The organism is Enterococcus sp. DIV0802b (assembly GCF_050543535.1).
GTDB lineage: Bacteria > Bacillota > Bacilli > Lactobacillales > Enterococcaceae > Enterococcus_D > Enterococcus_D entomosocium.
Genome location: NZ_CP172941.1, coordinates 1,587,326 through 1,609,246, shown reverse-complemented (window position 1 = coordinate 1,609,246; position 21,921 = coordinate 1,587,326). Strand labels below are relative to the sequence as shown.

The window sequence follows — 21,921 nt, the reverse complement described above, 5'->3', positions numbered from 1 at the left end:
ACCAGCTGCAGCATGAAACTTCTTAGATGGTCTATGTCTTTTTAAGCTCCTGTTAAGAAACTTTTTTACTCACGAAAACTTTGCAGCGCCATCGAACGCTCCATCAATGGATTGGCAATTTTAGCTAAGGTATGACGATCGTATTCTTCTGGTCGCTTGATAGTGAGGTAAAGAATAAACTGTGGATCATCCGTTGGATAGATCGAGACCGCCGAATAAATATAATCAAACTCTCCTGTCATGTAACCTTGACCATTCTCATTGGCGATCTGAGCAGTCCCAGTTTTGACAGAAATCTCATGGTTCGTCAGTTGGTATACATCATAAGCGGTGCCATAGCGTTCATCCGTCACTACATCGGTCATGTATTCCAATACAGCATCAGCCGCTGTTTGTGAAATAGGCTGAGAAACGACTTCTGGAAAAACTTGGGTCTCTTCTCCCACTTGCCGAATCAATTGCGGACGAATCATCTCGCCACCATTGGCAAATGCGCTAAATAACTGCATCATCTGCATCTGATTGACCCCAATCGCATGGCCATAAGAACTCATGGCATAATCCACCCGATTTCTTGAAGGTAAGATACCAGGCACCTCACCGGGAAGCTCACTTCCTGTAACTTTACCTAGTCCAAAATCAGTTAAATACTGCGCCCATGCATCAAAACCGATCCGTTGCTGAAGTCGAACCATCCCAGTGTTGCTTGACCAAGCTAACGCTTGCCGCATCGTCAACTCACCATTTGCTCCTGAGTCGTGGTCGTTGATGACTCGATCTTCAATCTGCATACTCACAGGATTGTAGCGTTCCGTCGGATCAAAAACACCTTCATCAATCGCTGCCGCAACGGTTGCCAGCTTCAAGGTCGAACCTGGTTCATACATCTCTTCCGTAAAAAGATTACGCCAAATAAAGTGCTCATCCGCAATTCCTTCTTGGGTCTCTGGATGAAAACTAGGTCTTTGAGCCATCGTTAAAATCTCTCCAGTTTTCGCATCCATTAATAAAGCCGTCAGATTCTCTGGTCGTGTTTGTTCCATAACCTCATCCATCACTGATTCAGTGAATAACTGCAGATGAGCATCTAATGTCGTCCAAACATCGTTCCCATCTACGCCTTCTTCTACCATTTGATTGGTTGCAGGAACAGGATTCCCTGAAGCATTGACTTGAAAAGACTCTCGCCCATTTTGATTCTTCAAAAAGTCGTTCAGTACATATTCTAATCCAGAAACTCCGACTCGAATTTCATCATCATCTGACGTTGTCCCTATCAAATGTGAAGAAAAGATACCATTCGGATAACTGCGACTTGAACGAGCATCGAAATAGATACCGTTGATTCCAGCTGCATCAAACGCCGTTTCGATTTGATTTCGAGTAGTCACACTTAGACCACTGCCAACATTGCCAAATTCCACTTGAAAGACAGGCGGATCTGTTTGATTCGCACCGTCTGTCAAGATAGACAAAACTTGCTCGTTAGAAATAGGTAAATACTCCGAAAGAATCGTTGCGGTCTCCTCAAAGCGCGCTCTGTCTAAATACATGGGTCGTCCATTGTCAATGTAATCTTCAGAAAGAACCGCTCGAACAGTATAGGAAAGAATATCCTGTGCGATCAATGTCCCCTGCCGATCAAAAATCGCCCCTCGACTTGTTTCGATCGATCTTGAACTATAATATAAATTTTCTATTCTTTCAGACAAAGAGACGCCAGCAATCACGCCGACTTGAACAATGTAAATCAAACGTGCAGAAAACCCCATAAAAAGCGCAAGACTGATTATGTATAACCAATGACCGACAAGCTTACGATTTTTCTTCGCTTTTTTCTTTTTGACTATATGATAGTCATACATCGCCAAAGCGCCCCTTTCGATCGAATATACCTCTATAGTATTGGGTATTTGTGATGATCTTGTGAGGGAAAGAACAATTATTTTTCAAAGAGTCATTTTCCTATTAATTCAGCGATTATGCTGTGATATACTTTAAATAATATAAATTATTTTTAAGGATGTGAATAAAATTGCAAAAAATATTGATTGTCGATGATGACACTCATATGCGTGCCCTAGTGAAAACTTATGCGGAGATCGAAGGGTATCTATGTTTTGAAGCATCAGATGGAAAAGAAACTTTGGAAAAATTAACCAATCATTCATTCGATTTGATTCTCCTAGATGTCATGATGCCGGGAAAAGATGGCTTTCAGACGCTTTCGGAAATCAGAGGTAGCTGTAACACGCCAGTCATCATGATTACCGCTCGAAAGGAAGAGTATGACAAACTCTTTGGCTTCAATCTTGGTGCCGATGATTACATCGCCAAGCCATTTAGCCCTAAAGAGCTGATGGCTCGCATCAAAGCTGTGTTGAAACGAAGTAGTCAATTTCAGTTCGAAAAGATCGTTTATGGCGATCTCGAAGTCAATGTTTTTTCTCATACTGTAACGATCAAAGGGAATCCTCTGCCGCTTACGCCAAAAGAATTCGATCTGCTGGTCTATTTGACAAAAAATAATCATATTGCTTTGAGCCGAGAATCAATTTTAGAAGGTGTCTGGGGCTTCGATTATTTCGGTGATACCAGAACAGTGGATACACACATCAAGTCCTTGCGAGAGCGTCTAGGGGATTACCGAGAGTTGATCCAAACGGTTTGGGGCGTTGGGTATAAATTTGATTATGAAGACTAGTCGGTTAGGTTTTACTTACATCAAAAGTAAATTACTCGTGCGGCTTTGGTCCGCCAATATGCTGCTGGTCATCATTGGCATTGCTTTTTTATGGACTGTTCAAATTTTGCTCTTTGAACCAAATTATATCAATGTAACGAAAGAATCACTTTTAGAAACAGTTCAGGAAACAGCTGCCGCTGTTGAATAAATGGCAGTAGATCCAGATGATTTACCAGAAGATCCATTGCTTTTCCTCAGTAAAACGATCGTTGGGACTCTTTTTTTAGTCGACGAGTATGGCGAAATTCTGGCGGCATTTAACAATGGACAACAATTAAACATAGATGGGTTGAGCAACGAATACAGCTGGTTGTTATCTCATGCACCCACTGTCCTTAACGGTGAGAGCCTTAGTGCTGTAGAAGACTTTGAAAAGTCTTCTGCCATTCTTATTGGCGTTCCTACGACTCTTTTCCAACGCCCAGCTGCCCTTTTGCTCTCCAATACGATCACTCAAATCGAAGCGCTTCAAAGCATGAATCGACAGCAACTCTTTCTATTCACCATCATATTAACAATTTTTGCATCAACGATCTCCTTTTTTTTAGCACAGCATTTTATTCGCCCGATCAAAACCATCAAAGAAGCCATCATCCGCTTAACCAACGGAGAGCTTTATTCCGTACCCAAACTAAACCGTGGCGATGAATTAGGTACACTTTCTGAATCTGTTGCGGACTTAAGCACAGAACTTCAGCGAGTAGACGTGTTACGAAAAGAAGTGATTGCCAATGTTTCTCATGAACTACGATCCCCCCTCGCGTTGATCACGGGTTATGGGGAGATGGTACGTGATGTTTCTGGAAGTGACGAACGCCTTCGAAAAGAACATATGGAACTAATTATCAGCGAAGCCCACCGTATGAGTGCCATGGTTGATGACATCATGGATTTCTCTATCATGCAAGCAGGCTATACACAACTTAAAAATGAAATCTGGAATACATACGAGGTGGTTTCCTCCGTCGTTGCCTACGCAAGAGGGATCGCCAATCAATATGACATCACTGTCGATTTTGAAGCAGATCGTAAGAATGGGATTGCTCTTTTTGATCGCATCAAAATGGAACAGGTTTTGCGTAATTTAATAAACAATGGCATCAACCATACACCTAAAAACGAGCGTCTTTTGATCAAATTAACGAATACATCTACAAGAACAAAAGTTGCTGTCATCAATCCCGGAAAAGATATCCCTCCAGAACAACTCGAACTCATTTGGGAAAGATACCAACGCGTCCAACATCAAGCAGGACATAAAGAAGGAACCGGCATCGGCTTAGCGATCGTGAAAACCATTTTGACTTCTCACGCCTTCGATTATGGCGCTGAGTCGAAAAATGGCGTGACTTCTTTTTGGTTTGTTGTGCCGAGACTAGAAGACCAATGAGAACCACGTTTATACCGTTCATCATAAGTAATGAATGTCTTACTTTCTTTGCACAAAAAAAGCCTTGATTTCTCAAGACTTAATGATTTCTTGTATTTCAGCCATGGATTGGACGGTATGGTCGGCGGATACATCTTTTAAGATACCTTCTATATCATAAAATATCGTCTTGACACCTGCTCCTTGTCCTGCAAAAACATCCATCGTACGATCGCCGATCATGACGGTCTGATCTTTGTCTAAATGATATTTTTCGACAAGATAAATCAACGAAGTTGGATCAGGTTTACGGGGAAAGTTGTTTTCCGGTCCTACGATCTCAACGATCAGGTCTGCCATCTGTTCTTTTTCTAACAGCTCTTTTGTTGAAACGACATCGCGGTGGGTCAAAATGTAGTTCTTGCCACCAGCAGCAACCACGGCTTCTAATGTTTCTTTGGTTCCTACAAAGGAAAGCGGCAAACGATCATCCAGCGCTTCATTTGCTTTGAATGCTTTAGTGAACTCTTGAAAATCTAAGTTGTATTTTTCAGCAACTTTTTTGGAAGATGAATCTTTCAATATATAATAAATCTCCGCTGGATCTGGATCGAAGCCATACTCCTTCAATGTCTTAATAAAAGCTTTTAACATGATTGGGTAGCTGTCGTAAAGTGTTCCGTCAAAATCCCATATGTAAGATTGGTACATGATATCCCTCGTTTTCTCCCTTTTTCAAATGAATGAAAGTTCCATTCATTTTCTGTAACTCTAAAAAGTTTACCACACTTTGTTTGGTTTGTCTTATTTATCAAGGGATTTCCTCCACAAGAAAAAAGCCATTAACCTTGTAACAATTCCATTTGCACAAACCAAAATACAAAGGAATATGTTACAGGTTAATGAACGTTCATCTTTACTAAAAAAGCATTTGAAATAATTACCAGCTACCAGAAACACCGCCACCGCTGCTACTTCCTCCGCTAAAACCGCCAAAATCATTCGAAGAACTTTGTGTATCGGCAATGACTTGTTCTTGATGGGACACGTGATTATTCATCATCACAAAGAACAACGCCATATTCATCCCATGCGGGTCATACTCTTGGCGAGCATTATTTAAAACTGCTGCTCGATCAGAAGCATCAAATGAGGATAATTTGTTTGCTAAATCTGGGTGATTTTGATAAACCTGTTTCAAGTCAACTTGGAACAAGGCATCTGTTTTCACTTCCGCTAGAACATTAGAAACTTCTTTCGGAATGGCTTGTACCATCTCAGGATAGGTCGCTTTTTCCGTCACAAGTTGAGCTAAGTATCGCCCTTGCTCATTGCGTCTTCTGATCTCTTCTTTAGCTTGCTTGGCTATTTCTGCTCGATAAGCATCTGCTAAAGGCAGATTTTCGGGTAACACCGCATCAGTCAAATCGTAGTCTGCCATCCGTTCAGTCACTTCCCTGCCTAATTGGGCTTCATAGGTTTTTAAGGTGTCATGTTGTGTAAGGATCACCTGAACGAAATGTTTGACCGTGGTTTTTTTCTTCATCAGCAAGTTTGAAAAATAAGAGCCAATTGCTGGATTCGTCAAGGCATGTTGGATAACTCGTTTATCCGCAGTCGACAATCCGGTGATCGAGCTCAATTTCGCTGGCACGTAAGTACTCGTCACATACTGCGTAAATGCTTGTTGACAATCTTTTGCTGTCTGATACTGATGGTAACGCTGATAGTTCTTTCTATTGCTAGCCCATTTCAAGAAATCTTTCTGTTGGAAGTGACTATCTTCTAACAGATGTTTCGGCAACGGCAGGTGCTCTTCAAATCGCCGTTTGGTTTTAAGATGGCGAAAACTGATGAACCCGACAAGGCTTGCAGCTGCTGCCGCTAAAACACCACTGACGATTTTTCCAATAGTGAACCACATTTGCTTAGTGGCTTCTGCTTCTTGTGCCTGTTTTTCTGCTAACATTTGATTGCCATCTTGATAAATCGTCCCTAATCCAATCGTTTCATCCGCTTCTTTCATTCGCTGATAGACTTCATTAGAAGCTGCCAATATCGCTGTATCATAATCTTCATCTCGTAATGCGTCTTTGGCATCTTCATCCACTAAATCATCTTCCGATAGCTCACTGAAGACATAGGATAGTCCATCGCCATAACCCAGACGAAATTCACGATCATCAATGGCAAAGAGAAACAATAGTCCATTATTGTCCTCTGGATTTCCTAAACCATATTCATTGAACAGTTCCAAATTACGCTCTTCAATCGATTGCCCATCTAAGGAAGGGATCGTGATCACAGCATATTCTGGCGCGCCAGTCAATGATTGGAACCCCTCTTTATTCAAGGCATCGATCTGTTCGATCGTCTCTTGTGAAAGGACCCCGGCATCATCGCGAACAAATGTCTGTCCGAATGCAATTGATGGTTGAAGGACAAAAAATCCCATCAAACCAACAAAAACCAACATCCCAAGTTGGAAGATTTTCTTCATTTTACCACCCCTTTTTATCGTGTTATCTTTCATTGTATTCGATTCCAAACAAAAAAACATCCGCCTTAGGAATGAAAAAAATAGTAACAGGACCAAAAAACCTTTAAAAGACAGCATTCTGATTAGTCTTTTAAAGGTCACTTTATCATATTTTCTTACAAAATGAACACGAGCTAGTTTTTAAATGAATGGATCGGTGCGGGAATACGGCCGCCACGCAAAATGAAATCAGTAGACTTCGCAGGATTGGTTTTCATCACTGGCGCTGTCCCTAATAACCCACCAAACTCGATGCGATCGCCGATTTCTTTGCCTTTCGCTGGAATGATTCGGACAGCTGTCGTCTTGTGGTTGATGACACCGATCGCTGCTTCATCCGCGATCATTGCGGCGATCGTCTCAGCCGAAGTATCTCCCGGAATCGCAATCATATCTAAGCCGACAGAGCAGATCGCCGTCATGGCTTCAAGTTTTTCTAAATTCAATAAACCAGCTTCTACTGCTTTGATCATTCCTGCATCTTCAGAAACGGGGATAAAAGCACCCGACAGACCACCAACATGGTTGCAGGCCATTACGCCGCCTTTTTTGACTGCATCATTTAACAATGCCAAAGCAGCTGTCGTTCCGTGGGTACCGACAGATTCTAAGCCCATTTCTTCTAAAATCAATGCCACACTATCACCAACAGCAGGAGTTGGCGCCAGCGAAAGATCGACGATCCCGAATGGAACGCCCAAGCGCTCTGAAGCCACGCGCCCGACCAATTGCCCCATCCGCGTGATCTTGAAAGCTGTTTTTTTGACTGTTTCCGCCACGACATCAAAGGACTCGCCTTTGACTTTTTCCAAGGCACGTTTGACGACACCAGGTCCGCTGACACCGACGTTGATTTCCACATCAGCTTCACCGACCCCATGAAAAGCCCCCGCCATAAAGGGATTGTCTTCCACTGCATTCGCAAAGACGACGAGCTTCGCACAGCCCATATCTGATGCCTCAGCCGTCTTCTTGACTGTTTCTCCCATCAGACGTACTGCATCCATGTTGATCCCAGCTTTCGTTGATCCAATATTGACCGACGAACAGACAAAATTGGTTTGAGCCAAGGCTTCTGGAATCGATTCGATCAATGCAAGGTCGCCGCCTTGATAGCCTTTTTCTACTAGTGCGCTATAGCCGCCGATGAAATTTACTCCGACTTCTTGCGCCGCTCGATCCAAGGTCTTCGCAACTTTGATACAGTCTGCGGGTGTCGGCTGGCAAGCTGCCACTACGATCGCTACAGGGGTAACCGAAATCCGCTTGTTAATAATCGGAATGCCATATTCACTTTCGATCTCTTCGCCGACTTTGACAAGATCTTTCGCTTTTGTTGTAATTTTTTGAAAAATTTTCTCACAGGTACGATCAATATCGGCGTCGATACAATCCAATAATGAAATCCCCATCGTGATCGTACGAATATCTAAGTTTTCTTCTTCCACCATGCGAATGGTTTCAAGTATTTGATTTGTCTCCATAGTGCCTCCTATAATTTATGCATGGTATCAAAAATCTCTTGATTTTGAATGCTGATTTTCACACCTAATGCCTGACCTATTTGGTGAAGCTCCTCACGAACACCGTCAAAATCCTGATTGGCATCCATGTTTAAAAGCATCATCATCGTGAAGTAATCTTCCATGATCGTTTGGGACACATCTAAAATATTGATTTCTAATTCTGCTAATTTCTGGCTGACACCGGCGATGATCCCAACCTTGTCTTTTCCAATAACGGTTAATACGGCTTTCATATTCTCCCGCCTTTCATTAAATTTTTCTTATTATAGCACAACAAAACCACATTTTCGATGTAACATCAAACGAAAATGTGGTTTATTCTTTAAATGTTCGTTATTACGCCCGTTCAATCAAGTTTGCTTGGCTATCAAACTCATAAATGATCGGCTGTGCGTTAGGAATATCGATCGTATCCATGTCATCTTTGGGCACGTCCTCCAAGTATTTGACTAACGCCCGCAAACTGTTCCCATGACCAGTAATGAGAATATTCTTATGATCTTTAAGTAACGGAACCACCTGATCTTGCCAAAATGGAACCACTCGGGCCACGACCATTCCCAGATTTTCTCCCTTAGGAATCAAGCGAGGATCCAAAGAATCGTAGCGTCGATCGAAATCATTTTCCTCCACATATAAAGGCGGTTCATCATATCCTCGACGCCATTTTTGCACCTGTTCTTTTCCATATTGTGCCACCATCACATCTTTATTGACCCCAACCAGTTGCCCATAATGACGCTCGTTTAAGCGCCATGTTTTGTGTACAGGGACCCAAAGCTGATTGCTAGCTTCCAAAACGGCATCACACGTGATGATCGTTCGTTGAAGCACAGATGCAAAGGCAAAATCAAAAGTAATCCCCATTGCTTTGATCTGTTCCCCTGCTACCCATGCTTGTTGCCGGCCTTTCTCGGTCAGCGAAACATCCAGCCATCCTGTCCAATAATTTTCGAAATTTGCTTCACTTTCTCCGTGTCGAATCAATACGACCTTCATCCTACCGCCTCCTCTTCACTTTTATTATCGCAAGAAATCAAAAAAATGTCTTATGTTTCGTTTTTTTTGGCTTCTTCTGAGACCATTTTCCATTTGTTCATTCAGTGTGGTCACATTTCTTTATTATCGGTTTTTTTCAAAGTGAAAGATCGAATATATATGTTTAGAAAAAAGACGCTGTGCCTTCTTCACATTGCTCTTGGTTGGATTGCAAAAAAATTGAATAAATGGTTTTACGCTCTACAACATTTTTTGACTTTTTTTCTCTGACTTATTGACTTCAACTGATGTTATGCTATGATAGTTTCTATCACTTATATGTATTTTTATACATTTATTAGTTATTATTTGCATTTTTAATAGATGCGCAGAAAAAGTTAAAGGGGCGTTTACATGAAAAGGTTTAGTAAGGGTACTGTTTTATTAGGGATCATCACAGCATTGCTGCCGTTTTTCTTTGTCGGACAAGCACATGCAGAAGAAACTGATCCAATCTATGAAAAAGTCAAAGAAAATGGTGTATTAGTCGTGGGTTTATCTGCCGATTATGCACCTTATGAATTCCGTGCCAATGTTGACGGAAAAAATGAAATCGTGGGAATCGATATTTCCATTGCCCAAAAGATTGCAGATGACTTAGGGGTCGATCTGAAAATCGAGGAACTTGGATTTGATGCGTTGTTAGGGGCGTTAAAAACAGGCAAAATTGATGTCGTCATCTCTGGGATGGCTGCTACGGATGAGCGCCGCAAAGAAGTCAATTTCACTGACACCTATATGGAAGTCCAACAAACTGTTCTGGTTCGAGCGGAAGACGCGGATCGTTTCCAATCGACGGCTGATTTTGATGGTGTGGCTGTCGGTGCACAACGACAAACCACCCAAGAAGAGCTGGCAAATACAGAATTGACTGGCGCGACTGTCACCTCTTTGCAAAGGGTGCCTGATTTGATCACCAATCTAAAATCACGCAAGATCGATGCGATCGTGATGGAAGGTCCCGTTGCCGAAGCATATGTGACGGCGAATGATACATTGGCATTAGCCGAAAATGTCACGTTTGAAAACGGTGTGAAGGAGACCGCCATCGCCATCTCGAAAGAAGCGCCGGTTTTACTGGAAAAACTCAATTCCTCCATTGAAACCATTATTAGTAATGATCTTTTAAGCCAATACAAAGAAGATGCCTATCGATTGATGTTTACCGAAGATGGCACGATCGATGAAGAGCAAAGCTTTTGGGAAAAATATCTGCCTTTTTATATCACCGGAACTGGCTATACCATCTTCCTAGCCTTGGTTGGGGTATTATTCGGCTCTATCGGTGGCAGTTTGTTAGCCTTTATGAAGCTTTCTAAATCAAAAGCACTGAAAGTCATTGCCGCTGTCTATATTGAATATGTTCGAGGAACACCTTTGTTAGTACAAATATTTATTGTATACTTTGGAACAGGCGTGTTAGGCTTAGAGCTTTCGAAATTAGCTGCCGGCTGTATTGCCTTAGCACTAAACAGTGCCGCCTATGTGGCAGAAATCATTCGTGCCGGGATCAATGCTGTCAACAAAGGACAGCTGGAAGCCGCTCGTTCATTAGGAATGAATCAGATCCAAGCGATGCGCTTCATCATTTTCCCGCAAGCCATCAAAAACATCTTGCCTGCTCTAGGAAATGAATTTGTCACGGTCATTAAAGAGTCTTCGGTCGTATCGGTGATCGGTGTGTCTGAACTGATTTTCCAAACAGGCGTCGTTCAAGGGGCCAGCTTCAAACCGTTTTTACCATACGTTATCGTATCATTGATCTACTTTGTATTGACCTTCGCCCTCTCACGTCTCTTGGGTGTTGCTGAAAGGAGAATGAAAACTAGTGATTAAAGTTGAAAAATTAGTGAAAACATTTGGCGAGAATACCGTCTTAAAAGAAATCGATCTTGAAGTGACACCTGGTGAAGTCGTTGTGATCATCGGACCATCAGGAAGTGGAAAAAGTACTTTCTTACGCTGCTTGAACCTTCTTGAACAGCCGACCGGCGGGAAAATCACCTTCGAAGGCAATGATTTATTGGCAAAAGGTGTGAAAATCGATCAGATTCGTCAAAAAATGGGAATGGTTTTTCAAAGCTTCAATCTATTCCCTCATAAAACGGTGTTAGAAAATCTGACTATCAGCCCGATCAAAGTCAAACAGCAAGAGCAAGCCGCTGCCGAAGAGACAGCGAAAGGATTGCTGGAGCAAGTTGGCTTAGCTGAAAAAGCGGATAGTTACCCCTCTAGCCTTTCTGGCGGGCAGCAGCAACGGGTCGCTATTGCTAGAGCGTTGGCAATGGATCCTGATGTAATGCTCTTTGACGAACCAACATCGGCTTTGGACCCAGAAATGGTCGGAGAAGTGTTGACGGTCATGCAAGCTTTAGCAGAAAAAGGCATGACGATGGTGGTCGTTACCCACGAAATGGGCTTCGCTAAAGAAGTTGCCGATCGTGTCATCTTTATGGCTGACGGTATCATTCAAGAACAAGGAACACCCGAACAAATCTTTGAGCATCCGCAAAATGCGCGGACACAGGATTTTTTAAGCAAAGTTTTATAGAAATTGGAGATGACAAAATGAACCGTCCGTTGATTGCAGAACGTTTTTTACAACCAGAAGAAAATCTTTTAATGGAGATCGCCACTCTTGCGAAGAAAACCCCAAATTTGATTGATTTGTCGATTGGTGATCCTGATTTGATTACAGATGCGACGATCATTGAAGCAGCTTTTGCTGACGTCAAAGCGGGTCATACAAAATACACCGCTTCAGACGGTAGTGCTGATTTTATCCAAACTGTCGTTGATTTTTATCAAAAGCAATACCAGCTTACTTTTTCTCCTAGCCAAGTACGAGGAACTGTCGGTGCATTGCATGGCATGTACTTAGCTTTGGCTGCCATCATTGATCCTGGTGATGAAGTGATTATTCATGAACCATACTTTTCACCTTATAAACAACAAGTCGAACTAGTCGGTGGTGTGCCGGTCTTTATCCCGACCTTTGAAAAAGATGGCTTTCAAATCGATGTCGAGGTCTTAAAATCCGCCATCACTGAGAAAACTCGGGCGATCATCATCAATTCACCAAACAATCCTACCGGTGCTGTTTTTTCTCCAGAAACTTTTGAAAAAATCGCAGCAGTTGCCATTGACCATGACTTGCTGGTCCTCTCGGATGAAGTCTATGAAGCCTTTTGCTTTGATGATACCTTTGTACCGATGGCAGCCTTCGCACCTGAGAACACCATCACATTCAGCAGTTTCTCAAAAGCCTTTGCCATGACTGGCTGGCGGATCGGCTACATGATCGCACCTGAATCGATCAATCTTACGGCAAAACTGATCAATGAGGCGATCGCCTATTCGGCACCAACCCCTTCACAACGGGCAGGTATTTACGCATTGAATCACTATGATACCCTCGTGCCGCAAGTGGTTGCTGTCTTTAAGGAACGACTGACTTACATTGAACAACGGGTTGCTGAGATCCCATTCCTTTCCTTATCCCCTGTCAAAGGAAGCATGTATGCCTTCATCAACATTGAACAAACTGGGTTGGACTCTGTCAGCTTTGTAGAGAAATTATTAAAAGAAACCAGTGTGCTGATGATCCCTGGGAAAGCCTTTGGAGAAACGACCGGCGATGGCTATGTTCGCTTAGCTGCCACCCAATCGTTGGACTTGTTAAAAGAAGCTTTCGACCGGATTGCCGCGTGCTCATTTGAATAAAGAAAATCCCACTCACTACTAGTGTGTGGGATTTTTATTGTTGATGGACACGACCAACATTTAGCAGCTGTTTCGCTAAATCACAAGTTTCATGTAGAAAAAGGGACAGAAGAATCCGATTTGATTCTTCCATCCCATGACTATCTACTCGTTTTTACTTTTTTGCTTCTTCAAGCAGTTTTGCCATCGCTTCTTTTTGATAAGCTTCTGTCAATTCAGCGATTTTTGCTTTTTGGGCTGCCTCGTCCATAGTTGGATCAGCCATTAATGCAGCTTGCATTTTTTCTTGGACATACGCTTGTCCTTGTGTTTTCATGGTGTCCGCTTGTTCTTTCGCTAAAGAAGCCAGTTTTTTTGCTTGATCCACACTCAAGACTTCCCATGAATCTGGTAATGAGAACGTATTGGTACGGCTGACATATTGGCCATCGTTATCAGCGATTCCGAACAAGAAGCGTGATAGGTCACTTTTATAAACCCAGCGCGTCGTTTTTGTTTCTAATTGAGCTGAATCAGCCCCTGTTTCCACGACATTGGTCACTTTATCAGTACCGGTTTGTTTTGGTTCCTCTTGATCAGTATCCGTTTTATACAGGTAGATTTTTTCCGTACCATCTCCTAATGGCTGATACAATAGTAAATCAAAATTCTCGTTATCGGCACTAGAAACCAGTGCTGTTGTTTTAGCAGTCGTTTCTTTTTCCATTCCAAAATGGTAAGTCAAATTGGCCATCAATGCGACGACACTTGCTACGAAGACTAGACCTAAGACCAATGATAAACCTGTTTGCAGCTTGTTTTTGGCAAAAACATTCAGTACCGCAAACCCTAACACGCTAAGAACGATCAAAAGCAAGATCATTTGTCCGCACCTCCTTCAAGAACCGTCAATCGTGGTTCTTTTTTCTTTAAGGAGAAGGCGATCAAGAATCCTAAGAAGCTAAAGACCGCTGCCACATAAAAAGCGGCATGGTAGCCAGATAAAGTCGCTTCGATTGCTTGTTCTTTGTATGCCAAAGGCGTTGCATCCAGCAAAGAATCACTTGGCAAGTTGCCTTTGGTGACGTTTGTCAAGACACTGATCAAGATAGCCGTACCAATTGAGCTGGCTACTTGACGGAACGTATTGTTTACTGCGGTACCATGACTGATCAGATTACCAGGCAATGCATTCATTCCTGAAGTCGTTACTGGCATCATCACCATTGAGATCCCGAACATCCGAATCCCATAAAGAATGATGATATGCAAAATCGGTGTATCTTTTGTTAAGAAAGCAAATGGTAAGGTTGCGGCGGTCAAGATAAACATCCCGGTGATAGCTAAACGTTTTGCACCATACTTATCAAAGATCGCACCAGTGATCGGCATCATGATCCCCATAATCAACGCACCTGGTAATAACATCAATCCTGAATGGAACGCTGATTCACCACGAATGTTTTGGATATACAATGGGAGAACCATTTCAGCACCGATCATCGCCATATTCGTGACCCCGGAAAGGATCGATGCCAAGGTAAAGGTTGTTGATTTGAACACGCGCAACTCTAAGAAAGGATGCTCGATGTGCAATTGACGCCATGCAAAGAAAGCAATGAAAAAGACACCGGCTGCTAGAAAACCGATTACTTCAATACTGCCCCACCCTTTGTCACCGACACTTGAAAAGCCATAGAGCAATGTACCAAAACCAAGCGTTGATAAAATCGCTGAGAAAAGATCGATTTTCGGATGCGACAATTCAATCACACTCTTCATTAGAAAGAGCGCTAAGACTAAGACTAAAACGACGATAGGAATGACCATTCCGAACAAATAACGCCAGTCATAATGATCAATGATCCAACCAGATAACGTTGGGCCTAAGGCTGGTGCCAACCCAATAACGATTCCAGACATGCCCATAGCTGAACCGCGTTTTTCTGGTGGGAAGATCGACAACATGATATTTTGCAAAAGCGGCATGGAGATCCCTACACCAGCAGCTTGCACTAAGCGGCCAATCAATAATGTAGAAAAGTTCGGTGCTGCAAAACAAGCGATCGTTCCAGCCAGGAAGATGCTCATTGCCGTTAAGTAAAGATTTCTTGAGCTGAACTTGTTGATCAGCCATGCGGTGATCGGGATCATGATCCCATTGACCAGCAAGAAACCGGTGGTTAGCCATTGGACATCAGATGCAGAGATGTCAAAGGCATCCATCAAGGTTGGAAAAGCCGTTGTTAACAATGTTTGGTTCAAAACAGTACAAAACGTACCGATCAGCAAAACCATAACCAGTAAGGAACGATTGTAAGGTTTGCCGTAGATATCTAAAGGACGACTCGTTGACATATTTCACACTCTTTTCAGTATATTTTTCATAAAACCTTCTTTACTTTAAATCTTTCCCTAACATTTGTCAACCTACTTGACATAAAAGTAAAACAAGTTACAATGTTAACAAATACCTTTACAAGAATGGAGTCCGTATGTCTCATCTTTTTCGAAAACTCGTTGATAATGAAAACTTGTTGGTCGGCATCAGCGAACTTAGCCAAATGTGTGATATCTCCCCTCGCCAATTGCGTTATTGGGAACAAAAAGGATTTATTCAATCGGTCCCACAAGAAGAAAATGCCCCACGAAAATACCGACTGCCCACGGTCGTCAAAGTGGAAATGATCAAAACGTTTTTAGATGAAGGCTTTACGTTAGCCAAGGCTGTTGAAAAAGCAGACAAAAAAATCAAGACCGCCCATCATATTCGCAAAGTGTTTTCTGGGGTTTTACAGAATTTAGAAGTCATCAATGAACGGTTTACGATCATCAGTCTGGGACCAGTAGACGAAGACGGAAAAATCCTCCATATCATTCACGATGAAGAAACAGAACGATTGCAATACGAAGTGCTGTCTGCTAATCAAACGATCGATTTTGAGAAGTTCAAGCAATGCACGTCAAAACAAGCGGAATAAAGGATTCCCTATCCTCACCTCCTAATGAAGCAAGCACCTTTGATGACGGTGCTTGCTTCTTTTTTGGTGTTCGCTTTCCTTTTAAAGAAGGTGTCGTTTCATTTACAAGGAAAAAGCCTCATGATATAGTCGAAGGGAGAAACGAACCTTTACAAGAATGGGAAGTGTCATATACATGGAAAAAGAAGTTTTTATCCAACAAATCAAGGACGGAGTGATCGTTTCTTGTCAAGCATTGCCTGGAGAACCCCTATATACCGAAAACGGCGGTGTCATGCCCCTATTGGCAAAAGCAGCTCAAGAAGCTGGTGCTGTTGGCATCCGTGCCAATTCCGTTCGCGATATTCGCGAGATCCAAGCAGCTGTTGATTTGCCGATCATCGGAATCATCAAAAAAGACTATCCACCGGAAGAACCATTTATCACAGCAACCATCAAAGAGGTACACGAATTAGCAGCTTTACATATTGCGGTGATCGCCTTGGACTGCACCTTGCGCAAACGTCATGATGGCTTGACGGTCAATGCCTTTATCAAGCAAATCAAAACTCTTTATCCCCATCAACTACTCATGGCAGATATCGCCACCTATGAGGAAGGCATCAATGCCTTTGAAGCGGGCGTCGATTTTGTTGGTACAACTTTGTCAGGCTACACGGCGAACAGTCCTACCAATGACGAACCGGACTATCAGTTGATCCAGCAATTGGTTGCGGCGAAGGTTCCGGTAATAGCCGAAGGCAAGATCCACACACCGGAACAAGCAAAAAAAATTCAGGATATGGGTGTGACCGGTATCGTGGTTGGTGGTGCCATCACCCGACCAAAAGAGATCGCCAGTCGATTCGTGCAAGAGCTTCGCAACTGAGTCGTTCATTTCCTAAAATAAGTCTTTCTATGCGCCTTGTGACAGAAGGCGCATTCTTTGTTGTCTTTTTGAGAAACGTTTATACTTAAAAGAGAACGAATGACAACAGAGAAAGCGAGTGAAGAAAATGACAAAAATCAATGCTGGTACAGCAATGATCAAGATTTTTGAAGCGTGGGGCATCGACCATATCTATGGAATCCCCGGTGGATCTTTCAACTCAACGATGGATGCTTTGTACCATGTACGGCAATCGGTCAAATATGTTCAAGTACGTCATGAAGAAGCGGGTGCGCTGGCAGCGGCGGCTGATGCCAAGCTAACGGGAAAAGTCGGTGCGGTTTTTGGTTCTGCTGGTCCGGGTGCCACCCATTTGATCAATGGCTTATACGATGCTCAAATGGATAATGTGCCCGTCGTTGCCTTGTTAGGACAAGTAGCTTCGAGCTCGATGAACTACAATGATTTTCAAGAAATGAATGAAAATCCGATGTTCGCTGATGTCAGTATCTACAATCGCACGGTCATGTCCCCTGAAAGTTTGCCCCACGTGGTGGACGAAGCCATTAAAGCAGCCTACAAATTTAAAGGAGTCGCTGTGGTAACGATCCCGGTCGATTACGGGTTTGCAGAAATCGACGAACAGGAGATTGCAACCGCAAAAAATCATAAGACAGGTGTTCTCCAGCCTGATGAAGAGGGTTTACAGGCTGCCCTTCCTTATTTTGAACAAGCAAAAAAACCCGTCCTTTATATCGGACAAGGTCTCTTTGGTCATTTTGATGCCATCGATGCTTTTTCTAAGCATTTCTCGATGCCTATCGCAGCTTCTGTCTTAGCCAAAGGCATCGTGCCTGATCTTTATGAAAACTTTCTTGGATTTGCTGGACGGGTTGCGACAAAACCTGCCAATGAAGCTTTGGCAGAAGCCGATCTCATCGTTTTTGTCGGCAGTGACTTCCCTTTTGGCCGCCGCTTTTTCAATCCTGGTGCCAACTTTGTCCAAGTTGATATCGACGCCTCGAAATTTGGTCGTCGTCATCAGACGGATGTCTCCGTTTTAGGAGATGGTGCGACCGCTCTTAGAAAATGGACAGAGATGGCAGCCCCTCGTCCTGCAGATGCTTGGTTAAAAGCCAATCAAGAAAACTGTCGCAATTGGCATGCATGGCGCCATCATTTTTACCATGATTCGCAAGTTCCTTTGCGTCCTGAACCTGTCTATCGAGAAATCAACCGGATTGCAGCTCCTGATGCCCTGTTTGTCACGGATGTCGGTAATGTGACGATCCACAGTATCCGTCATTTAGAAATGACGGGTGAACAGCGTTTTATAACGTCTGGCTGGTTTGCGACAATGGGTAATGGTGTACCTGGTGGGATCGCAGCTCAATTGAGCTATCCGAATCGCCAAGTATTTACCTTTAGTGGGGATGGCGGTTTTGCGATGCAAATGCAAGACATCATCACCCAAGTGAAATATGATTTACCAATCATCAACGTGGTCTTTTCCAATGACTCATTCGGCTTCATCGAAGCGGAGCAAGAAGATACCGAGCAAACCAAGTTCGGTGTCCAACTAGCCGGTGCTGATTTTGGTAAAGTTGGGGAAGCATTAGGTGCGAAAGGCTTCACGGTAACGAAGGAAGATGAATTAGCATCCGTCTTTACACAAGCTAAAGAAATCAACGGACCTGTGGTGATCGATGTCAAGATCGCTAACGAACGACCTCTTCCTGTCGAAGAACTGAAACTTGATCCGAACCGCTTCAGCGCTGAAGAAATCGCAGCGTTTAAAGCAAAATACCAAGTCCATGATCTGCCAGCTTTGAGTGAGTTGTACGTGAATTCTGAGGAATAAAAAAAAAGAGAGAAAGACAGCAACCCTGTCCTTCTCTCTTTTTTTAATCGCTCATTTCGTATTAATAATCCATCGCCTTACTTATTATAAATTTTCGGGCCTTTACGCATGTTTTTCCGATCATTTTTTGGGGATTCCATCTTTTTTGAACGGCCGCCGCCTTGTTTTTTCTTGATTAGTTCTAACATTTTTTCTTTTTGATCCATCGATTCCACCTCTATTTCTTAGCAATACGATCTGTCGGTTGAAAAGAAGTGTTCCTGACTTCTTTTATGTTTGCGAACAACTACTTTATTTCGATTGGGTTAAAAAACAAACGCTGCCTATTGACGTGTCTAGAGTCAGCAGTTCCTTTTGACATTTTTACTACCCTGATTTAATCTACTTTGATTTTGATTGTTTGTCAATGGCTCTTGAAAAAATCATGTGCTTTTGTTGCCTTCTCCCAAATAACAAACCACCATTTATTATATTATTTTATCATTTTATCTAATTAAATCGAATATTTTTATTATTTATTGGTATAATTATAACAGAATCTCTGTTCCTTTCTTTTGCTTCCTTCGTTCTTCTTCCGATTGTCTCCTAACTTTCGTCGTTCTCACAAATCACGCTATTTGAAAGGAGGTGGATATGTGCTGCACACTTATGCACCTGAGCAAATTTATTTGTATGTTTTGATTGGCTGTGCTGTTTTAGCCTTTTTGCTGCTTCTGTTTGGGGATATCTTCGATTTCGACGGACCAGTCGATCCGATGTTAATTATTCCATGGTTTGCCTTTACAAGTCTCTTCGGTTACTTAGGAGAAACTTTTCTGTCTGGCTATTCGCTCCTACTTTTCGTCATTAGCGGCTGCCTTGCTACAGGGCTCGTTTTTCTCTTGAATTTTTACGTGCTGATTCCCATGCGAAATGCGGAAGCGACACTGTCAAGTTCTGAGAAAGATTTTGAAGGTCGCATCGCAACGGTGCTGACGCCGATTCCTTGTGAAGGAATGGGCGAAATTCAACTCACAAGTGTCACTGGTTCAAGCAATCGACCAGCTACGGCTTTCCAACCAATCGATGAACCATTAGCAGCTGGATCGAAGGTTTTGATTATTGAAGTCAAAGAACGAGTTTGCTACGTCGTTCCTTACACAAAAAAATTTTTGGATAACTAAACTAAATCACTAAAGAGGTGTATCTATGGATATTCTATTATCACCAATCGTTTTCCCGATCGCCATCGTGGCATTCATTTTATTAATGCTTTTGATCGTCTTTGTCACGAAATATCAAACAGCCAAGCCCGATGAAGCATTGATCATCAGCGGAAGCTATCTAGGTAGCAAAAATGTACACGCCGATGAAAGCAACAACAAAATCAAAATCGTGCGTGGTGGCGGAGCCTTTGTTTTGCCAGTGTTTCAACGATCGAATCGAATCAGTTTGCTCTCCAGCAAGCTGGATGTCTCAACGCCGGAAGTCTACACTGAACAAGGGGTTCCCGTGATGTGTGACGGAACTTCCATTATTAAGATCGGCTCATCCGTGGAAGAAATTGCAACGGCAGCGGAACAATTTCTAGGAAAAACCCGTGAAGAATTAGAAAATGAAGCGCGGGAAGTGCTAGAAGGCCATTTGCGTTCGATCCTTGGTTCGATGACTGTGGAAGAAATTTATCAAAATCGCGACAAATTCAGCCAAAGTGTGCAAGAAGTAGCCTCTGTCGATCTAGCGAAAATGGGCTTGATCATTGTCTCCTTTACGATCAAAGAAGTACGAGACAAAAACGGCTATTTGGATTCTCTTGGAAAGCCTAGAATCGCCCAAGTCAAACGGGATGCTGAAATTGCGGAAGCTGAAGCACTGAAAGAAACCCGCATCAAAAAAGCCCAATCGGAACAAGAATCGCAAACAGCGGAATCAAAACGCATGACCGAAATCGCTGAAGCATTGAAGGAAAAAGAATTGAAGCTGGCGCTTTATAAGAAAGAACAAGACATCGCCAAAGCCGATGCCGATCAAGCCTATCATCTACAAAGTGCCATCATGAAACAAAAAGTCCGAGAACAAGAGATTGAAGTCGAAGTCGTTGAACGACAAAAACAAATCGAATTGGAAGAAAAAGAAATCTTGCGTCGTGAGAAGCAATTTGATTCAGAGATCAAGAAAAAAGCCGATGCGGATCGTTATGCGCTTGAACAAGAAGCGCTAGCCAAAAAAGCATCTGCCTTAGCTACCACTGAAGCCGAGCAATTTCGAACAGAGTCCTTGGCAAAAGCCGAAGCCGATAAGATTCGTTTGATCGGTTTGGCAGAAGCCGAAACCACTTTGGCGAAAGGAACGGCAGAAGCCGAAACGAAAGAAAAAGTCGCTGAAGCCTTCAAGAAATACGATGAAGCAGCCATTCTGAGCATGATCGTCGAGATCCTGCCACAATTAGTCAAAGAAGCAGCCGCACCATTAGGCAATATCGATAAAATTTCAGTCGTTGATACAGGATCAGGTGAAGGTGGCGGTGCCAATCGTGTCACCAATTACGCCACCAATCTCTTATCGACCACACAAGAAACGTTGAAAGAAACCCTCGGTCTTGATGTGAAATCGTTGATTGAAAACTTCGCCGGTTCCACTACGAGCGAGCCGCCTCAAGAATAAGAAAACTGCTGTTAGTCTTCATCGCTTTACAAGCGACAAGGCGAACAGCAGTTTTTTTCTTACTCATTGCTATTATGCTTACTCAGTAACCTCTTTGACATATTTTGCAGGTACACCAGCCACGATCGTGCGCTCAGCGACATCTTTGGTCACCACCGACCCAGCAGCAATGATCGCATGGTCACCGATGGTCACACCGGCAACGATCGTTGCATTTGAGCCAATCCAGACATTCTTCCCAATCGTAATGGGGGCTGGATAAAGCGTGCTACGATCTTCAGGGTGAAGGCCATGATTCAAGGTAGCTAGAACAACGTTATGCCCAATTAGGGTATCATCACCGATCGTGATCCCTCCTTGGTCTTGAAAATGACAACCCGCATTGATAAAGACATCTTTGCCAATGCTGATATTCTTGCCATAATCTGTATAAAAGGGTGGAAACAGCGAAAAAGTCGGCTCAACTGGTTTTCCTGTTAATTGGGCAAAAAGTTCTTGTAACTCATCAGACTCATGGTAGACTGTATTGATTTTCATCGTGATTTTTCTCGCCTTAGCACTCAGAGCTACCATTTGTTTGGAAGCTTGCGAACCGGCAAGTAAGGGTTCGCCACTTGCCATGAGTTTGTTTAATTGATCGATCGTCAT

At 42.9% G+C, this 21,921-nt stretch carries 19 protein-coding genes and 1 pseudogene; 10 read left to right on the top strand and 10 right to left on the bottom strand.

The features are described from left to right. Positions 1-65: 65 nt before the first annotated feature. Positions 66-1,865 carry a penicillin-binding transpeptidase domain-containing protein gene (locus IGJ12_RS07635; protein WP_008381365.1) on the bottom strand — a complete coding sequence of 600 codons (1,800 nt, stop codon included), beginning with the start codon at positions 1,863-1,865 and terminating at the stop codon, positions 66-68. 170 nt (positions 1,866-2,035) lie between these two features. Between IGJ12_RS07635 and IGJ12_RS07630 the strand changes: the two genes are divergently transcribed. Both IGJ12_RS07630 and IGJ12_RS07625 read left to right on the top strand, forming a co-directional pair. Next, entirely contained in the window at positions 2,036-2,704 is a 669-nt protein-coding gene (locus IGJ12_RS07630) for a response regulator transcription factor (protein WP_005236299.1), read from the top strand. Further along, positions 2,694-4,136 (top strand): annotated as a pseudogene (locus IGJ12_RS07625) (ATP-binding protein). The gene IGJ12_RS07630 and the pseudogene IGJ12_RS07625 overlap by 11 nt, the downstream one beginning before the upstream one ends. A 72-nt stretch (positions 4,137-4,208) precedes the next feature. Here the strand turns inward: IGJ12_RS07625 and IGJ12_RS07620 are convergent. The 5 genes from IGJ12_RS07620 to IGJ12_RS07600 form a co-directional block, all read right to left on the bottom strand. After that, positions 4,209-4,826 (bottom strand): HAD-IA family hydrolase, encoded by a 618-nt coding sequence (locus tag IGJ12_RS07620; RefSeq protein WP_005236303.1) that lies wholly within the window; start codon positions 4,824-4,826, stop codon positions 4,209-4,211. 229 nt (positions 4,827-5,055) lie between these two features. Continuing rightward, on the bottom strand, positions 5,056-6,648 hold the full coding sequence (locus IGJ12_RS07615; RefSeq protein ID WP_035007134.1) for a TPM domain-containing protein: 1,593 nt from the start codon (positions 6,646-6,648) through the stop codon (positions 5,056-5,058). Between the two features lie 140 nt (positions 6,649-6,788). Then, positions 6,789-8,138 (bottom strand): PFL family protein, encoded by a 1,350-nt coding sequence (locus IGJ12_RS07610; RefSeq protein WP_008381372.1) that lies wholly within the window; start codon positions 8,136-8,138, stop codon positions 6,789-6,791. Between the two features lie 8 nt (positions 8,139-8,146). Beyond that, the gene (locus IGJ12_RS07605; RefSeq protein WP_005236306.1) at positions 8,147-8,413 is read right to left on the bottom strand and encodes an ACT domain-containing protein; all 267 of its coding nucleotides are present in this window, start codon (positions 8,411-8,413) and stop codon (positions 8,147-8,149) included. Positions 8,414-8,516: 103 nt separating this feature from the next. Continuing rightward, positions 8,517-9,179: a 2,3-bisphosphoglycerate-dependent phosphoglycerate mutase gene (locus IGJ12_RS07600; RefSeq protein WP_008381373.1), complete on the bottom strand. Its 663-nt coding sequence runs from the start codon at positions 9,177-9,179 to the stop codon at positions 8,517-8,519. 393 nt (positions 9,180-9,572) lie between these two features. Between IGJ12_RS07600 and IGJ12_RS07595 the strand changes: the two genes are divergently transcribed. From IGJ12_RS07595 to IGJ12_RS07585, 3 genes are read left to right on the top strand one after another with little or no spacing between them, the layout of a single operon-like run. Next, positions 9,573-11,054 carry an ABC transporter permease subunit gene (locus tag IGJ12_RS07595; RefSeq protein ID WP_005236308.1) on the top strand — a complete coding sequence of 494 codons (1,482 nt, stop codon included), beginning with the start codon at positions 9,573-9,575 and terminating at the stop codon, positions 11,052-11,054. Continuing rightward, the gene (locus tag IGJ12_RS07590; RefSeq protein ID WP_005230134.1) at positions 11,047-11,769 is read left to right on the top strand and encodes an amino acid ABC transporter ATP-binding protein; all 723 of its coding nucleotides are present in this window, start codon (positions 11,047-11,049) and stop codon (positions 11,767-11,769) included. Before IGJ12_RS07595 ends, IGJ12_RS07590 begins: the two co-directional genes overlap by 8 nt. 17 nt (positions 11,770-11,786) lie before the next feature. After that, positions 11,787-12,941: a pyridoxal phosphate-dependent aminotransferase gene (locus IGJ12_RS07585; RefSeq protein WP_008381374.1), complete on the top strand. Its 1,155-nt coding sequence runs from the start codon at positions 11,787-11,789 to the stop codon at positions 12,939-12,941. Between the two features lie 154 nt (positions 12,942-13,095). On the opposite strand, the gene IGJ12_RS07580 is transcribed toward IGJ12_RS07585, so the two are convergent. Continuing rightward, positions 13,096-13,803 (bottom strand): DUF4811 domain-containing protein, encoded by a 708-nt coding sequence (locus IGJ12_RS07580; protein WP_016620846.1) that lies wholly within the window; start codon positions 13,801-13,803, stop codon positions 13,096-13,098. After that, entirely contained in the window at positions 13,800-15,278 is a 1,479-nt protein-coding gene (locus IGJ12_RS07575) for an MDR family MFS transporter (RefSeq protein WP_005236311.1), read from the bottom strand. Before IGJ12_RS07575 ends, IGJ12_RS07580 begins: the two co-directional genes overlap by 4 nt. A gap of 137 nt (positions 15,279-15,415) precedes the next feature. On the opposite strand from IGJ12_RS07575, the gene IGJ12_RS07570 reads away from it, so the two are divergent. The 3 genes from IGJ12_RS07570 to spxB all read left to right on the top strand — a co-directional run bounded on the left by IGJ12_RS07570 (position 15,416) and on the right by spxB (position 18,630). After that, on the top strand, positions 15,416-15,901 hold the full coding sequence (locus IGJ12_RS07570) for a MerR family transcriptional regulator (RefSeq protein WP_005236312.1): 486 nt from the start codon (positions 15,416-15,418) through the stop codon (positions 15,899-15,901). A gap of 175 nt (positions 15,902-16,076) precedes the next feature. Then, complete coding sequence (locus IGJ12_RS07565; protein ID WP_008381380.1) at positions 16,077-16,769, top strand: N-acetylmannosamine-6-phosphate 2-epimerase; 693 nt, start codon at positions 16,077-16,079, stop codon at positions 16,767-16,769. Between the two features lie 127 nt (positions 16,770-16,896). Further along, a complete protein-coding gene (gene spxB / locus IGJ12_RS07560) occupies positions 16,897-18,630 on the top strand; it encodes a pyruvate oxidase (protein WP_430619532.1) in 1,734 nt (577 codons plus the stop codon). A gap of 77 nt (positions 18,631-18,707) precedes the next feature. Here the strand turns inward: spxB and IGJ12_RS07555 are convergent, their stop codons facing one another. Next, complete coding sequence (locus IGJ12_RS07555) at positions 18,708-18,836, bottom strand: hypothetical protein (RefSeq protein ID WP_005236316.1); 129 nt, start codon at positions 18,834-18,836, stop codon at positions 18,708-18,710. A 411-nt stretch (positions 18,837-19,247) separates the two neighbouring features. On the opposite strand from IGJ12_RS07555, the gene IGJ12_RS07550 reads away from it, so the two are divergent. Next, a complete protein-coding gene (locus tag IGJ12_RS07550; RefSeq protein WP_016620851.1) occupies positions 19,248-19,793 on the top strand; it encodes an NfeD family protein in 546 nt (181 codons plus the stop codon). Positions 19,794-19,818: 25 nt separating this feature from the next. Further along, positions 19,819-21,273, top strand: coding sequence for a flotillin family protein (locus tag IGJ12_RS07545; protein ID WP_008381386.1), 1,455 nt, complete (start codon positions 19,819-19,821; stop codon positions 21,271-21,273). Positions 21,274-21,351: 78 nt separating this feature from the next. Here IGJ12_RS07545 and IGJ12_RS07540 read toward each other — a convergent pair whose 3' ends face one another. Further along, positions 21,352-21,921, bottom strand: a complete 570-nt coding sequence (locus IGJ12_RS07540) for a sugar O-acetyltransferase (RefSeq protein WP_005236324.1) — start codon at positions 21,919-21,921, stop codon at positions 21,352-21,354.

Coding starts and splice junctions, on each gene's coding strand:
- IGJ12_RS07635 (WP_008381365.1), bottom strand. CDS start 1,865: ATGTATGACTATCATATAGTCAAAAAGAAAAAAGCGAAGAAAAATCGT.
- IGJ12_RS07620 (WP_005236303.1), bottom strand. CDS start 4,826: ATGTACCAATCTTACATATGGGATTTTGACGGAACACTTTACGACAGC.
- IGJ12_RS07615 (WP_035007134.1), bottom strand. CDS start 6,648: ATGAAAGATAACACGATAAAAAGGGGTGGTAAAATGAAGAAAATCTTC.
- IGJ12_RS07610 (WP_008381372.1), bottom strand. CDS start 8,138: ATGGAGACAAATCAAATACTTGAAACCATTCGCATGGTGGAAGAAGAA.
- IGJ12_RS07605 (WP_005236306.1), bottom strand. CDS start 8,413: ATGAAAGCCGTATTAACCGTTATTGGAAAAGACAAGGTTGGGATCATC.
- IGJ12_RS07600 (WP_008381373.1), bottom strand. CDS start 9,179: ATGAAGGTCGTATTGATTCGACACGGAGAAAGTGAAGCAAATTTCGAA.
- IGJ12_RS07595 (WP_005236308.1), top strand. CDS start 9,573: ATGAAAAGGTTTAGTAAGGGTACTGTTTTATTAGGGATCATCACAGCA.
- IGJ12_RS07585 (WP_008381374.1), top strand. CDS start 11,787: ATGAACCGTCCGTTGATTGCAGAACGTTTTTTACAACCAGAAGAAAAT.
- IGJ12_RS07580 (WP_016620846.1), bottom strand. CDS start 13,803: ATGATCTTGCTTTTGATCGTTCTTAGCGTGTTAGGGTTTGCGGTACTG.
- IGJ12_RS07575 (WP_005236311.1), bottom strand. CDS start 15,278: ATGTCAACGAGTCGTCCTTTAGATATCTACGGCAAACCTTACAATCGT.
- IGJ12_RS07570 (WP_005236312.1), top strand. CDS start 15,416: ATGTCTCATCTTTTTCGAAAACTCGTTGATAATGAAAACTTGTTGGTC.
- IGJ12_RS07565 (WP_008381380.1), top strand. CDS start 16,077: ATGGAAAAAGAAGTTTTTATCCAACAAATCAAGGACGGAGTGATCGTT.
- spxB (WP_430619532.1), top strand. CDS start 16,897: ATGACAAAAATCAATGCTGGTACAGCAATGATCAAGATTTTTGAAGCG.
- IGJ12_RS07555 (WP_005236316.1), bottom strand. CDS start 18,836: ATGGATCAAAAAGAAAAAATGTTAGAACTAATCAAGAAAAAACAAGGC.
- IGJ12_RS07545 (WP_008381386.1), top strand. CDS start 19,819: ATGGATATTCTATTATCACCAATCGTTTTCCCGATCGCCATCGTGGCA.
- IGJ12_RS07540 (WP_005236324.1), bottom strand. CDS start 21,921: ATGACGATCGATCAATTAAACAAACTCATGGCAAGTGGCGAACCCTTA.